The 15107-nt window shown below is 63.7% G+C and carries 14 protein-coding genes; 2 read left to right on the top strand and 12 right to left on the bottom strand.

What is annotated here, in order from left to right:
- Positions 1 to 26: 26 nt before the first annotated feature.
- Positions 27 to 311, bottom strand: a complete 285-nt coding sequence (mftB, locus tag E4P29_RS20310) for a mycofactocin biosynthesis chaperone MftB (protein WP_135046952.1) — start codon at positions 309 to 311, stop codon at positions 27 to 29.
- A 2-nt stretch (positions 312 to 313) separates the two neighbouring features.
- Positions 314 to 427: a mycofactocin precursor MftA gene (gene mftA, locus E4P29_RS20305; protein WP_069973092.1), complete on the bottom strand. Its 114-nt coding sequence runs from the start codon at positions 425 to 427 to the stop codon at positions 314 to 316.
- Between the two features lie 278 nt (positions 428 to 705).
- Between mftA and mftM the strand changes: the two genes are divergently transcribed.
- Positions 706 to 1533, top strand: coding sequence for a mycofactocin oligosaccharide methyltransferase MftM (gene mftM, locus E4P29_RS20300; RefSeq protein WP_135046951.1), 828 nt, complete (start codon positions 706 to 708; stop codon positions 1531 to 1533).
- Between the two features lie 308 nt (positions 1534 to 1841).
- Here the strand turns inward: mftM and glp are convergent, their stop codons facing one another.
- Both glp and moaA read right to left on the bottom strand, forming a co-directional pair.
- Complete coding sequence (gene glp, locus E4P29_RS20290) at positions 1842 to 3092, bottom strand: gephyrin-like molybdotransferase Glp (RefSeq protein WP_135046950.1); 1251 nt, start codon at positions 3090 to 3092, stop codon at positions 1842 to 1844.
- Positions 3089 to 4147 (bottom strand): GTP 3',8-cyclase MoaA, encoded by a 1059-nt coding sequence (moaA, locus tag E4P29_RS20285; RefSeq protein WP_245154424.1) that lies wholly within the window; start codon positions 4145 to 4147, stop codon positions 3089 to 3091. Before moaA ends, glp begins: the two co-directional genes overlap by 4 nt.
- Before the next feature lie 217 nt (positions 4148 to 4364).
- On the opposite strand from moaA, the gene E4P29_RS20280 reads away from it, so the two are divergent.
- Positions 4365 to 5423: a helix-turn-helix domain-containing protein gene (locus tag E4P29_RS20280; RefSeq protein ID WP_135046949.1), complete on the top strand. Its 1059-nt coding sequence runs from the start codon at positions 4365 to 4367 to the stop codon at positions 5421 to 5423.
- Positions 5424 to 5441: 18 nt separating this feature from the next.
- Here E4P29_RS20280 and E4P29_RS20275 read toward each other — a convergent pair whose 3' ends face one another.
- The 8 genes from E4P29_RS20275 to E4P29_RS20240 all read right to left on the bottom strand — a co-directional run bounded on the left by E4P29_RS20275 (position 5442) and on the right by E4P29_RS20240 (position 15031).
- The gene (locus E4P29_RS20275; protein ID WP_135046948.1) at positions 5442 to 6431 is read right to left on the bottom strand and encodes an NAD(P)/FAD-dependent oxidoreductase; all 990 of its coding nucleotides are present in this window, start codon (positions 6429 to 6431) and stop codon (positions 5442 to 5444) included.
- On the bottom strand, positions 6428 to 6742 hold the full coding sequence (gene fdxA / locus E4P29_RS20270; protein WP_135046947.1) for a ferredoxin: 315 nt from the start codon (positions 6740 to 6742) through the stop codon (positions 6428 to 6430). Before fdxA ends, E4P29_RS20275 begins: the two co-directional genes overlap by 4 nt.
- A gap of 37 nt (positions 6743 to 6779) precedes the next feature.
- The gene (locus E4P29_RS20265; RefSeq protein WP_135046946.1) at positions 6780 to 8960 is read right to left on the bottom strand and encodes a molybdopterin-dependent oxidoreductase; all 2181 of its coding nucleotides are present in this window, start codon (positions 8958 to 8960) and stop codon (positions 6780 to 6782) included.
- A gap of 119 nt (positions 8961 to 9079) precedes the next feature.
- Entirely contained in the window at positions 9080 to 9760 is a 681-nt protein-coding gene (locus tag E4P29_RS20260) for a response regulator transcription factor (protein ID WP_135046945.1), read from the bottom strand.
- Entirely contained in the window at positions 9757 to 11109 is a 1353-nt protein-coding gene (locus E4P29_RS20255) for a histidine kinase (protein ID WP_135046944.1), read from the bottom strand. The genes E4P29_RS20260 and E4P29_RS20255 overlap by 4 nt, the downstream gene beginning before the upstream one ends.
- Entirely contained in the window at positions 11106 to 12293 is a 1188-nt protein-coding gene (locus E4P29_RS20250) for an iron-containing alcohol dehydrogenase (protein WP_245154429.1), read from the bottom strand. Before E4P29_RS20250 ends, E4P29_RS20255 begins: the two co-directional genes overlap by 4 nt.
- A gap of 186 nt (positions 12294 to 12479) precedes the next feature.
- Complete coding sequence (locus E4P29_RS20245) at positions 12480 to 13997, bottom strand: VWA domain-containing protein (RefSeq protein WP_135046942.1); 1518 nt, start codon at positions 13995 to 13997, stop codon at positions 12480 to 12482.
- Positions 13994 to 15031, bottom strand: coding sequence for a MoxR family ATPase (locus tag E4P29_RS20240; RefSeq protein WP_135046941.1), 1038 nt, complete (start codon positions 15029 to 15031; stop codon positions 13994 to 13996). The genes E4P29_RS20245 and E4P29_RS20240 overlap by 4 nt, the downstream gene beginning before the upstream one ends.
- Between the last annotated feature and the right edge of the window lie 76 nt (positions 15032 to 15107).

The following is a 15107-nucleotide window of genomic DNA, read 5'->3' as shown; positions in this document are numbered from 1 at the left end:
GTCCTCTTCTACGAATGGGTCAGGTTCTACGGGCGAGTGATCATGTTCGAGTCCGCCAATGTCGCAAGCGCTCTCACGTAGGGAGCCGATGCCGAATCGCTGATCCCTGCGGCCGCGATCGCCGACCGCATATCCCGGTGGTCGGGAAGGGACTCGATGATCGCCACGATCGTGCGGTTCTTCAGAAACGACAGCTTGCGGGTGCCGAAGTGGTAGAGCAGCGCCCCGAACGAATCGGGACGCAGCGCCACCTGCGGATGCAACACCCACCGCACGTCCAGATCGAGCACGTCCTGCACAGCAGTGGTCATGATCAGTACACGCCGCACATGCCGTCGATCGACACTTCCTCCACCAACGACTCCTCCACCAGATCGGACTCGACGACCGACGTACCGACCACAGCGTTCTCACTCTTCTTCGACATCTGAATTCCTCCTACGAAATCTGTTCGGCCACAATCCGATCGACTGTGTTCAGGATCACCACGCTAACGGCCGTCGAGGTTTCCGACGGGCCATGGCGCAGGAACTGGTCGGCCGTCGCGATCAACCGTCCAGATGGGTAGGTACCGGCCCGTCCGGCCTGCGGGGTGAACAGCGTCCAAGAGGACCGACCAGCGGTCGATGCGCCTTGTGGCGCACTTCGCTATGGAACGCTCACCGGAACGGACGATCGCTGCAGAAACGACAGAAGAAGACTTTCATGACCGAGATCGATGCATTGGCACCCGGACCCGACGGGGTTTGGGCTCATGAGAACGTCGTCGTCCGGCACACTCCCGGGCTTCGATTCGACGCCGTGCGTGCAGGATCGACGGTGCAGGTGAACCACTGCCTCGCTGCGGGCGAGATCGGCGAATGCCTCGTTCCGCTCATCACCGAAGAGGCGCGCCACATCGGGCTGTCCCAGAGCGAGTTCGAGCACGTACTGGTCGGCATCGTGCGCACCACCATTTCCGATCCGGTCGAAGCATGGACGACGTACTACCGAAACTCGTTGGATGACCTCCTGTCCGGCCGAGCAGAATTCGCTCCAGTGCACAGGCATGCCGCCGCCTCGATACGCGGTTCGGTGCTCGATCTGGGGTCATGTTTCGGCTTCTTTCCGTTGCGGCTGGCAATGCAGGGGTATTCGGTCATCGCGACCGATCTGTCAGCGGGAACCATGAAATTGCTCGCGACTGTCGCTCCGCACCTCGGCGCGAGACTCGACACGGCAGTGGTCGATGCAGCCCGAATCCCGTTCGACGACAACAGTGTCGATACCGTGACAGCCCTGCACCTGCTAGAACATGTCGATGCCGAGACGGGCTCTGCCATCGTCGCGGAGGCACTCCGTGTGGCGCGCTGCCGCGTCGTCATCGCGGTACCGTTCGAGACCGAGACCACCGTCTGCCACGGACATATCCGCACGTTCGACGAGACGACGCTGGCCGAGCTGGGACTATCGACGGGGCTGCCCTTCGAGACCTCGACCTACCACGGCGGTTGGCTCGTAATCGACAAGATGACGGCACCGCAACTCGTCTGAACAGTCTCGATACTCCAGGCATGGGATCCGCAGGAGTACTAGAACGGTGGTGCTGTGTCGGCTTCCTCGTCGCTCGGTTCTGGTGTCGGGTTGTCGGGTGGGTCGGGGTAGGCAATGATGCCGGATCGTCTGGGCTTGGTGGGGATGTGTAGCCGGCGGTTTTGACGCTGTGGTGGTATTCGCAGAGGCATTGGAAGTTGTTGACGGTGGTCCAGCCGCCGAGTGGATTGGCGTGGTCGAACGGGATCACGTGGTCGATTTGGCAGCGTGCCGCGGGTCGGTGGCAGCCGGGGAAGCGGCAGTGGCGGTCATACGTACCGGCCCGGTCTCGATGCCGTACGTGAATCGAAGGTCCACGCGGGATATTGCCCTGTTGCCTGTGGGAGCGAGTCGCATGGGGGAACGACGACCATTCCGTTCGCGGCTGCCAATGCTCTCATCGAATGTGACTGCGTGACCTCGACATCCGCGCCGTCGATGAATCCCAACAGAACCCGAGGTGTGATCGACGGCGAGGTCACGTCGCCGCGGACTCGCACTGTTCTCACCGTCCGCTCCGCCGCCGGATCCTGCAGAGCGGATGCCACGACCGGCCGGACGAACAGCTCGTACGAGATCAGCGCACTCACCGGATTCCCGGGCAGGCAGATGATCGGTATTCCATCGAATCGTCCGCAGCCTTGCGGTTTTCCCGGCCTGACCGCAACCGAGGCGAAGGTGACGTCGTGATCCGCCAGCGCGAGACGGATCACTTCCTCGGTTCCTGCGCTGATTCCACCGGTCGTCACGATGACATCGGCTACCGCAGCGCAGCGAGCAAGCGCCTCTCTGCATGCTTGTACGTCGTCGGATACCGCCGATTCGAGGTGAACATCGGCACCACACCGCAGCAGATCGGCTGCGATCATCGGAGAGTTGGCGTCGAAACACTCACCGAGCGTCGGAGTTGTGCCGGCACAGCAGATTTCGGATCCGGTGGACAACACAGCCACGGTCAGCGTCGAACCGATCCTGACATGCGTTCGTCCGAGTGCGGCAAGCAGTCCGACCTGAGCGGGAGTCAGCACCGTACCGACCCTGATGGCCACGTCACCGGCACCGAAATCCGAAGCACGACCGCGGATGCTGCTCTTGGAACCACTCGAACAGATGGTCACGGTATCGGAGCCGAACGACGTCACGAATCCGCTGGTCTGTTCGACCGGTACCACCAGATCGGCCCCGCGCGGAAGTATTGCACCGGTCATGATCTGCACACATTCGCCCGGTGCCACACTCAGCTCGGCACTCCCTCGTCCGGCTACGCTACGGGCCGACACGGTCAGCGTGGCCGGCAATCGGTGGGCCCCGGCCACATCGGTGCGGCGCACAGCGAACCCGTCGACTGCAGAATTGTCGAACGCCGGCAGCGCGCGTTCGGCAACGACATCCTCGGCGAGGACTGCGCCGACCGCCGATCCGATGGGTACCGACCGATCTCGGGCTGCCAGACCGAGATCGGCTATGGCACGACGGTGTTCGTCGACCGAACGGTTGGTGGAGGTTCCGGTCCGCCTCATCCGCCGATGTAGGACATCTCGATCCGCTCGCCGGCCGGGGTATCCCCCGATCCCGCTCGCAATTCGGAGTATCGATCGTCACGGCTGTGCCAGAGCGCCGACAACCGCGCCGCGAGAGCGTCCTGCGATGCCCCCGAACGCAGCAGCGCACGCAGATCCGTTCCTGCAGAAGCGAACAGGCACGTGTACACCTGCCCGTCCGCAGACAATCTTGCCCGAGTACAGCTGCCGCAGAACGGTTTCGACACCGAGCCGATCACCCCGATTTCTCCGCTCCCGTCGCGATACCGATAGCGCGTCGCGACCTCGCCTTCGTACATCGACTCGATCCGCTCGAGCGGATGGGCCGCCCCGATGATGTCGACAATCGAGTCGACGTCCGTCACCTGCGCCATTTCCCACCGGTTCGTCGCCCCGACATCCATGTACTCGATGAACCGCACGACGATACCGGTCCCTCGGAACCGTTCGGCCAGGTCGAGAATCGAATCACTGTTCACGCCCCGTCGCACCACCACATTCACCTTGACGGGTGACATCCCGGCGCGAACTGCCGCGTCGATTCCGTCGAGCACGGTCCGGACGTTTACGCGCGTGTCGCTCATCCGCGCGAACGTCGTCGGGTCGATCGAATCCAGGCTGACGGTGACGCGCTTCAGACCGGCCGCGTACAACGACGCGGCGTGGGCGGCAAGCAACGATCCGTTCGTGGTCATCGCAAGATCGACGCCGTCGATAGCGCTCAATCGCTCGACCAGCGTGGCGATTCCGGCCCGCAGCAACGGTTCACCACCCGTCAGACGTATCTTGCGGATGCCGATCGTGGCAGCAGCCCGCGCAACTCTGTCGATCTCGTCGAAGGTCAGCAGCCTGCCGGTGTCGAGGAATCGGTGATCGGGACCGAACTCGGCTCGAGGCATGCAGTAGACACAGCGGAAGTTGCACCGGTCGGTGACCGAAATACGGAGATCTCGGAGCGCCCGTCCACGAGCGTCCACCGTCCCCGAATCGAGGTCGGTCGGATGCGTGCGCACTGCTCGAACGGGATCACCCACGGAGTAGTCCTTTCACTCGGTCGACCACCAGAATCGCGGACGGCAGTGCCTCACACTTGACCGCGCGCGCCCGGTATTTGACGTGCAGCGACCAGCGCACGGCCCTGCCTCACGACTTTCCGGCAAAGTTACGAACAGTGAATCAACCGGAAACATTGCGGGTTAATCTCGAAGAAAGCTCCTGCATCGCCGTGAGCGTCTACCACAAGGGGTCCCCATGCTGTCTCGATCCGGATTCTCCATTCCGACTCGAACGACCAGCCGCGGCGACTGGTCCGACATGTTGAACGAGCACTTCGTCGCCCTGGACGTAGAGGACGTCGCAGACAGCCGATTCACCGGAGCCGTCCGGTCGATGTCTCTCGCGCACCTGCAGGTGTCGACTGTCCGATCGACGACTCAACGCATCGCGCGAACCGACTCGCTCATCGAGAAGGACCGCATCGAATACGTTCAGATCGGGATGATCCGTCGAGGCCGCGCAATCGTGGTGCAGGACGGACGCGAATGCGTGCTCTCACGCGGCGACTTCGCCATCTACGACACGTCTCGTCCCTTCGACTGGATCATCGACGGTCATCCCGACGACGACCAATGGGAGCTCGAAGTCTTCACCTGGCCCCGTCACATGCTGCGACTCGACGAGCGTGAATCCAGCGACCTGACGGCGATGGCGTTCGACGGTTCGGCCGGTTTCAGCGGCCTCCTCGGCCGATTTCTGCACGACCTGGGGTCGACCCGATCGACGCTGGGCACCGCAGGCGCACAGGCCATCGCAGACGAGGTCGGAGATCTTGTCAGCGTCATCGCCAGGAACACCACTACCAGCCCGGCGCTGGACTCCCCCAGCACTGCCCTGGTTCGGACAGCGCAGCGCTACATCGAGGAGCACCTCGCAGACCCAGACCTGTCGCCCAGCACGGTCGCGTCGGCCATGCTCGTCTCCACCCGCCAACTGCACCGTCTGTTCGCGGCCAGTGGCACGACGGTGGCGCGCAGCATTCGGGTCAAACGGCTCGAGCGCTGCCGACGCGAGATCATCGCCAGCGTCGCGGTGGACCGCTCGCTGGGTCAGATAAGCCGACGGTGGGGTTTCGCGGACTCCGCGGTGTTCAGCCGCGCCTTTCGCGAGCAGTACGGGATGAGCCCGCGTCAGTACCGCGCGGCCGCGTGCGCGCAGTCCGACGACCCGCGAGCGGTGACTCGCCCGATGTGGCCGAGCGACCGTGAGCAGCCCGAGGTCGGCACTGCTCACGGTCCTCGTCGGTCGAACTGAGCTCCTACGGGTCTCTCGTCAGTGAATCGAGTCGCTCGAGTGGCCGGGCACGATCGCTGCCGAACCGTCGACCAGCGGGGCGATGTGGTTCACCGCTGTCGCGGCCTCGGCGAACCCGACTGCGATCAACTTGACCTTGTCTTCGTGTCCGGCGACGTCGCCCGCCGCGAAGACTCGCCTTCGGCTGGTGCGCATCGTCCGTCCGACGGCGATATCGCGCTGGTACTTGTCCAATCCCCACGTGGAGATGGGGCCGAGCGCGGCTTTGAACCCCAGTGCGGCAACAACACTCGATACTTCGAGCTGTCGGCGATCGACTCCGGTGCCGTCGACGATCGTTACCGATTCGACGGCGTCCACGCCAAGGATTTCCTCCACCTCGAACGGGGTGAGGACATCGACACTGGACCGCTCCAGCAAACCGAGGCTGTGAGCGTGCGCCCGGAAGTCGTTGCGACGGTGCACCAATACCACCGATTTTGCGATCGGTTCCAGGCTCAGCGCCCAGTCGACTGCCGAGTCTCCGCCGCCGACGATCATCACCCGTTCGCCGGCCAGGTCATCGAGTTTCGGTACGAAATACCGTAGGCCACGGTCGTGGAACTCGGCTCCGGCCGGCAATGGCCTCGGGGTGAACTTACCGATACCCGCGGCCACGAGAACGGCTTTCCCGACGACGGTTTCGCCCTTGTCCGTCGTGACCCGCACGAAGTTCTCGGATTCCTCGAGTTCGGTCGCCACGTGACCCATCAGGTACGTCGGCTTCGCCTGATCCGCTTGTTCGACCAATGCGTCGACCAGATGTTGCGCCTTGATCGCCGGAAAACCGGCGACGTCGAATATCTTCTTCTCCGGATACAACGCGGCCAGTTGCCCACCGGGGTGGGGCAGAGCGTCGATCACGGTGACCGTCATGCCCCGGAAGCCCGCGTAATACGCACCGTACAAACCGGCCGGCCCAGCACCGACGATGATCAGGTCACTCTCGGAAACCGTTGTGGCACTCACTTCTTCGCCACCTCGTCGATCGAGGGATGGTCGCGCCCGATCGGCCCGAGATCTTCCGCACCACCGGAAGCATCTACTTCTTCACAGAATTCGACGGCGATGTCGACGAACTGTTTCTGTTCCTCCGGGATCTTGTGCTCCCAGAAGATGGCGTCGTTGGGGCAGGCGGGCATGCACTTGCCGCAGTCGACGCACTCGTCGGGATTGATGTACATCATCCGAGCGCCCTCGTAGATGCAATCGACGGGGCACTCCTCCGTGCATGCCTTGTCGAGTAGGTCGATGCACGCTTCGGTCACGACGTAGGCCATTTCGAAATCCTCTTGTTCGTAGTAGGAGAAAGAGTTGTCAGGCGTCGAGCGCTGCGACCTCGACGAGGGTGTCGGAGAACGTCGGAGCGTTCCCGAGGTCGGCAAACACCGTCGGATTGAGTGAGGCCGGGGTCGACAGAGACAGCATGTTCTTGCGCCACGCCCCCATCGCACAGACGGTGACACCCTGCATGACCGACTTGTCGAGTTTGGCAACGACGGTGAATTCGCCGCGATCGTTGAAGACTCTCACCACGTCACCCGAAGCAATTCCCCGCTGTTCGCCGTCCACAGGGTTGATCAGCAGCGTCGGTTCCTTCTGCACTTTGCGGTGCATGTCGAGATTGCCGAAGCTCGAATTCAGGTACGCATGCGATTTGGGCGTGAGCAGATTGAGTGGATACTTCTCTGCCAGTTCGGGATTGGTCCTCGACGACTCGCGCGGCGGGATGTAGTGCGGAAGCGGATCCACCGGTTGTCCCGGCTGGTGATCGTTCGATCCCTGCCGGAACAGCGGCAGCACGAAGTTGCCACCCGCCGCCGCCGAGGACAGAAACTCCGTCTTGCCGGATGGCGTCCGGAAATTACCCTCTGCGTGCGGTGCGTACTCGTCGGGGCCGGGAAGGTTGAGTCGCTGCCACCCGAGCTTCTTGAGCGAGTCGATCGTGATGCCCTCCATTGCCGGGGCATTCCAGTCGTAGGAGAGGGCGAGGAGTTCTTCATCGGTTCGGGAAAACACCGGTTCGGTGAAGCCCATCGCTGCGGCCAGTCGGCGAAACAGCTCGGTATTGGGGACGGCCTCCCCGAGGGGCTCGATCGACCGGTTGTTGTACGTGACGAACAGGTGGCCCCAGGAAAAGTTGATGTCGTCCTGTTCCAGCTGTGTCGTGGCGGGCAGGATGATATCGGCGTAATCGGCTGTGTCGGTGATGAAGTGGTCGCTGACGACGGTGAACAGATCCTCCCGGCTGAGCCCGTCGATCATGCGCTTCTGATCGGGACACACCACCACCGGGTTCGAGTTGTACACCATCAATCCCTTGAGGGGCGTATCCAAATTCAACCCGCCGGTCAGCGCCTCACCCAGCTGATACAGATTGATGACGCGTGTACCCGGAGTCTGCAGATCCGTCTGCAGAAACTCGGGCCAGTTCACCGGAAACGCCCACAGCGGCAGCTGCAGGATGCCGCCGCCGGGCTTACGCCATGCTCCCACCAAAGACGGTAGACAGGAGATGGCTCGGACGCTCTGCCCGCCACCGGCACTGCGCTCGATGGCGACGCCGATCCGAATGACGGAGGGCTGGCTCTGTGCGTATTCCCTTGCGAGCGTGTAGATGTCCTCGACAGGAATGCCCGTCTCCTCGGACGCCCATTGCGGGGTGTATTGCTGCACCCGCTCGGCCAATTCGTCGAAACCGATGGTGAAGCGTTCGATGTAATCCGCATCGGTCAATCCCTCGTCGATGATCACGTGCATCATCGCCAGTGCGAGGGCGCCGTCGGTGCCCGGACGAATGGGGATGTACCAGCTCGCGGCCTTGGCGGTTCTGGTCTTGATCGGATCGATCACCACCACCTTGGCCCCGCGTTTCTTCGCCTCGGCTATGTACGGCCACAGGTGCAGGTTGGTGCTCATGGTGTTCGCCGCCCAGATCAGAATGAACTTGGAGTGGACGAAACTCTCGGGGTCGACGCCTGCCGTGTCGCCCACCGTCATCGCGTAGGCAGTGCACGAGCCGGCATCGCAGTAGGTGCGCTCGGCAACCGTCGCCCCGAGTCGATTGAAGAATGCATCCCCGACGTTGAGACCCTGCGTAATGCCCTGGGTGCCGAGGTAATTGCACGGCATGATCGCCTCGGGGCCGAATTCCTCGGCGATGGCGGTGAACTTCTCGGCAATGGTGGCCACGGCCTCGTCCCACGAGATCCGCTCGAACCGTCCCGAGCCCTTGGGCCCGGACCGCTTGAGCGGGTACAGCACTCGGTCCGGGCTGTAGACCTTGTCGAGATAGTTGTCCACCTTCACACAAAGGCCACCGTTGGTGTACGGGTTGGTCTTGCTCCCGCTGACGCTCGTCGCCACCCCGTCCTCGACGGTCACCACCATCGAGCACGAATCCGGACAATCCTGCGCACAGGCCCCGAGAACGGTGAGTTCCGTCGGGCGGTCGGCCGGGGCGTCGTGTGAGCGCGTATCTTCCTGAACAGTCGTCATGGGTGCTCCTCGGCGTGGATATCACTGGTATGTGTTATCCGTAGCCTGCACCGCGAGGACGCTCCCGACAGGACGCCGAGCGCCGTCTACTTTGCACTCTGTGCCCGAAGGCTCATTGCTCAGATCAATCCCTGTTTGCTCGCGGCATAGACGGCCTCGGCACGGCGGGACACCGCAAGTTTGCGCATGATGTTGCTGACGTGAAACTTCACCGTCGTCGCCGAGATGAACAGACGTGTTCCGATCATGTTGTTGGACAGACCCGTTGCCAGTAGCCGGAGCACTTCGAGCTCCCGCCCGGTGAGCCGCTCGATGCTGCTCGGTGTGCCGTTCAGAGAACGGACCACGGCCGACGCGCTCCGAGAGTCGAATGCACTCTCACCGCGCGACACCGCGCGGATCGCCCGAACCAACTCGGTGGTGTCGACGTCCTTGACCACGTATCCCCGGGCACCGGCATGTACGGCCTCCACCACCAGACGATCGTCGAGGAACGTCGTCAGGACCAGCAGACCGATTCCGTTGTGTGCCTTGGACAACTGCGCACACAGAGCCAAGCCCTCGTAGTCCGAGCTGGCCGAGAGCTTGAGATCCATCAAGACGATGTCGGGCTCGACCCTTGCGACGACGGCCAAACCCTCCTCCCGGGTCGACGCCTCCCCCACGATCGACAGATCCGATTCACGCTCGAGTACCGAGCGCAGCCCGTCGCGCAGAATCGCGTGGTCGTCGACCAGGACGATCCGAACCCTGGGCGGTGCCGCCTGAGGCGAACCGTCTCGAATCGCTGTGACGCTCATGCTGTGCCCTTCGTGGAATTCGGGTCGAGCGGGATACGCACTGCCACTCGGACACCGCCGGTGCGGGCACGGCGGATCTCGAGAACCCCGCCGTGTTCGCGGGCGCGCGCCGCCATGTTCGCCAACCCGCGGTGGCGGCCGTCGACGTCGGTCGACTCGGCCATGTGGAGCATCATGCGCAAGTGGGCCGGATCGCCGTCACCGTCGTCGGCGATCGACAGCTGTACCTGATCGAGCGAATAGCTCAAGCGAAGAATTGCCCGGGATGCATGACCGTGCACCGCAGTGTTGAACAACGCCTCTCCGGCAATGCGGAGCAAAGCATGCTCGCATTCGCTGCTCAACTCGACGGGAGTTCCCTCCACCCGCAGCGAAACCTGTAGCTCGTCGGGCATGTGGACCACCGAAAGCTGTTCGAGCATTTCGGGAAGCGACGTACGGTCGGCGTCCTGAGGGTGATTGAGCGCGTAGATCGCCGACCGCAGCTGATCCACTGCCCGACGCGTCAGATCCTTGGCCAGATCCAGCCTGTCACTTCGCTCTTCGGCCGAGATGTCGCTGCGACATACCTCGATCTGCATACCGGCCGACAACACGGCCTGGGTCACGCTGTCATGCAGTTCGCGCGCGATCCGATGGCGTTCGTCGTCGAGCACCTGATGCCGATGTGCGGCGCCGAGTTGTCTTTGCGTCAGCAGGAGTTCGGCATTGCGGGCGGCGAGGTCGGCCGCTGTTCGATTCGCCTCGGCGTAGGCATTCTCGGTGCGCTCGAGGAGTTGTCTTCGGCTCTGGAACAGAGCCGAATTCTGCAGAGCCACCGCGGTTTGGCTGGCAAGGATGCTGAGCACCGCGGCGTCGGTGGCGTCCAGCACACGTTGCTCACCGGTCCACGCTGCAAAAGCACCCACGACACCACCGTCGTACGCGATCGGCACGAAAGCGTGATGAGCGGAGATCACCGGGGTCAGCCCGTCGCCGCACGTCGACTGTCGAATCGACTCGAGGCAGTCGACGACGTCGTCCGGCAACGGTGGCCCTTCGACATTGTCGACCAGAAACGGTGTGGCGTCGGGTCCGAGTACCAATCGGCGAGGACCAGCGTCGGGGAACGCCCCGTCGGCGAGAGCGAACACGACCCAGCGTGCACTCAAGTGGGCGCGTGCGGCCTCGGCCACAGCGCACACCAGCGTTTCCGGACCGTCGACCGTGCGCACCAGCGCTCGCGAGATCAGTTCCAGCGCATAGACAACGCGTTCCAGACGTTCTGCCGCGCCGCGATACTGGGGGTAGAACGTGTTCTTGCCCGAACGCAGTCCCGTCAGCAACGAGAGGTCGGGTCCGGACGTCACAGTGCAGTCCTGAACAGGTCGACCATCTCGCGGTGCGTGGCCGAGCGCGGGTTGGTGGACATGCAGGCGTCGCGTAATGCGTTGGTGGCCAACACATCGAGATCGGACTCGCTGACGCCGATCTCGGCCAGGCCGGCGGGAACACCGACCTGACGAGCGAGGCGGTCCACTCGATCGGCCACGGCCATGGCGGCCTCCTCCGGCCTGGCCCTGCCTTCGGGTAGTCCTAGGCTCGTGGCGATGGCCACGTACGGCAACGGATCCTCGGCAGCGTTGAAGCGAATGACGTGTGGCAGCAACACTCCGTTGATCACCCCGTGCGGGAGATCGAGCAGCCCGCCCACTTGGTGGCTCATCGCGTGCGTGGCACCGAGTATCGCGTTCGTGAATGCCAGGCCGGCTTCCAGGCTTGCCTGCGCCATCGACCCTCGTGCAACCATGTCGGTCGGCTCGTCGATGGTGCGAGCCAACTGTGACATGACCATGGTGATGGCACGGAGAGCATGATGGTCGGTGAGCTGGTTGTGGCCCAGCGACACGAACGCTTCTATCCCGTGTGTCAGAGCATCCAAACCGGTTGCGGCGTTGAGCCATTCGGGCATCGTGGTGAGTAACATCGGATCGATCACCGTGATGTCCGGTACCAGGGCTCGGCCGAGTATGGTGATCTTCGTCGAGCGTGCGGTATCGGTGACGATGCAGAACTGCGAGACGTCGGCGCCCGTGCCGGATGTCGTGGGCACCATCACCAGAGGCGGGATCGGCCGGGTGGCCCGATCGACCCCCTCGTAGTCGAGAATTCGACCGCCGTTGCCGGCGAGGACCGCAATGCCCTTGGCCGCATCCATCACCGATCCTCCGCCGATCGCCACCAGCACGTCGCAGCCGAAGTCCGCGTAGTAACCGTGTCCGGCCTCGATTTCGACGTCCTTCGGATTGGGCGTCAGTGCGCTCCAGACCTGGGGCTCCAGCCCCTGCGCAAGAAGGAGGTCGACGAGCTGGCCGGCCCAGCCACTCTCGATCAACCCGGAGTCCGTGACGAGCATCGGCCGTACCCCTCCGAGACGACGCGTCGCATGCGCTACCTCTCCGAGCGAATCCGGACCGAACACGATCTCGGGCGCATGGAACTTGAGGACACGTGGCGTCTCGGCTCGGCTGCGCCGAGTATCGAGATCGTGCAGCGCCTTGCCGACGTTCGCAGTAGCTGCCTGGTCCACCGTTCACACCCTCGCTGTCCTTCGATCCGAACAAGATCCGGACCTGTGATTCAGGTTACAACCTTACGAGCGCAGTCGGTCCGTTCCCACCAGCACCGGGCCAGGTTCCTACCTACCCGATCGGGCAGGTACGCGGTGTGACAGGTCAGTTCAGGACAGCGCATGCCCCAGATCGGCGGCGTGCGCCGTCAACTGTTCCCCGTCTCGCGCCACGACCACCCGATCGCAGAATTGCTCGTACTCCTCCATCGAGCACGCGGCCTGCGCCCAGTAGCGACGAGCTTCGGGAGTGATCCAGGCGATGCGGTGCACCTTGGACCGAATCTTTTCCAACGCATCGAGTCCGGGCGGCCGTCCGTTGCACCGACCGTCCCCCACGATGATCACCGCGGTGCGCTTGTTCAGCACCTCCCCGTGCGAGTCCAGCAGGTCCGCGAAGGTCCTGCCGTAATCGCTGCTCGCTTCGAGGTCCAATCGCGCATCTGCGAGTACGGCAGCCAGCGCACCGTCGCCCGTGCTCCCGAGCAAGGTGGTCGTCACGTCCACCGGAGAATCGACGAAGCCCATCACAGTGCAGCGGTGCGCACGCGAGTGCATCGCCTGGGCAAGCCTGAGCGTGAATGCGGTGATCGGGCGAACGGACAACGAGACGTCCGCCAGCACCAGCAATCGAACCTTGTCCGGAACCGGCGTCCTGGTGACCAACCGAAACGGAATGCCGTCCGTGCGCAAGCTCGACCGAACCGTGCGACGCATGTCCAGCGGGCCCCGAGAGTGTTCGCGAGGGCGCGGCCGAGGAGTCCCGCGCATGTGCCGCAACACTTCGTGACTTGCGCGTTCGATCTCGGCGTGGCTGTCGATCCCCCGCCCTGCGCCGTCGACCGGCACCGATGACGACATCGTCCCGGTCAACTCACCCAGAGCGGCGACGAAGGCTTCCACGGCTTCGGTGATCCTGTCCAACATCGCCGCGCTCAGCGGCCCGGAATCTCCGCCATCGCCGTACACGCTACTGGGATCGTAGGCGTCGAACCATGCCAGGATGCTCGCGGGATCCTCCCAGTTCAGTTGCCCGGCAACGGCTCCGCTCGTACTCGACGCCAACTCCCCTGCCGCCGTCGAACCGGAACGCTCCAGATCGACGGTGTAGGTCACGCCCCGTCGACCCATGTCCCCGTCGGTATCGATGGACAGGTCGTGATCCTCCGAAGACAGACTGATGTCGTCGTCGTCCTTGTGCGGGTTGAAGCCCTTGTCGGCCTCGGGGGCGTCGAGCAGATCTCCGATCTCGACGGCACGCTCGTTGTATTCGGCGTACTTCGCCGCCTCCTGGTCGGCTCCCACGTCGAGATCGGTGGGGAGGCCGCCCGCCACCTGCGCGCCTACCGGCGAAGTACGTTCGCTCACCACCGAGTTCGGGGCGACTGCGAACAGCGAGTCGAACGCGAGATCGAAGCCCTGCTGTTCGTGGTCGTACTTCGCGCACGTGGCGCGTAACGCCGCGCGCAGAACCGTCAGGTCACGTGCCCCCAGGAGCCCGAGCACGCGTCGGACTTCGATGACCTCGGCCGGCGACGCCGCCACTCCGAACCGCCGCAGCGTCCGACCGAACACAGCCGACAGCACGTCGAGTACTACCGACGGAGCGAACGGCTCGACCGCAGTCATCGTCGAATCCCGATGCCGCCCTTGTCCCGTCCACCATGACCCCGAAACGCCGTCGCAGTCGTATTGACGACCGCTCCGAGAGATGTTGCTGCAGAAACTGTCTCCGTCGCCGGTCCTGCCATCGCGATCTTCATGTCCGAGGAGTATTTGACCAGCGCGGCGAGCAGATACTTGCGGGTGTCCTCCGTGTGGCCGAGGACCGACGCGATACGAGCCGCGTCGATGACCTCCGAGATCGACGGGCTCTTGCGCAGCGGCAGCGCCCGCAGTTCGGTTGCCAGCGCCACGATGTCGGCTGCGACCCGATCGGGTACCTCCGGAGCGCGGGCGGTGACGATCTCCCGTTCCCGTTCGGCGGAGGGGTAGTCGAGATGAAAGTGTAGGCAGCGACGTTTGAGGGCGGAGGACAGCTCGCGAGTGTCGTTGGAGGTCAGAATGACCCAGGGATCACTTCGTGCGGTGAAGGTACCCACCTCGGGAATGGTCACCTGCTTCTCGGCGAGCACCTCGAGCAGCAGCGCCTCCATGGATTCCTCGGTGCGATCGACCTCGTCGACGAGAAGAACTACCGGCTCCTCGGACAGGATCGATTCCAGCAGCGGACGCACCGACAGGAACGGCTCGGAATACAGGCCGAAGTCCTTGGCGGCGAGCATCTTCGAGGCGTCGTCGATGTCGGTGACGTGCTGGGTCAGCGCACCGATGTGTTCTCGCAGCATCTGCACGTGCAGAAGTTGTTTGGCGTAATCCCACTCGTACAGGGCTCGGTTGTCGTCGAGCCCCTCGTAGCACTGCAGGCGCACCAACTTGCGGCCGCTCGCCGCAGCAAGCGATTTGGCCAGCTCCGTCTTTCCGACACCCGCCGGTCCTTCGAGCAGCAGCGGGCGATCGAGCGCTGTCGCCAGATGCACCACGGTCGCCAAGTCGTCGTCGGCGATGTAATCCTGCTCGGCGAGCGCCCTCCGCAGGTCGGCAGCGTCGGTGAATCGAACGGTGTCGGTGTCGTCGCTACGCACTGTCGACAGCGAGGTCATGTGTTTCCCTTCGTAGTGCGGCGGAGCCGCAGTGGTGCGGTTATGCGCCGCCCGGGGCACATAACCGCACCACTGC

Source organism: Rhodococcus sp. 1R11, from assembly GCF_004563845.1.
GTDB lineage: Bacteria > Actinomycetota > Actinomycetes > Mycobacteriales > Mycobacteriaceae > Rhodococcoides.
Note: the sequence above shows the minus strand (reverse complement) of the source record. Positions and strands in the feature narration are given on the sequence as shown.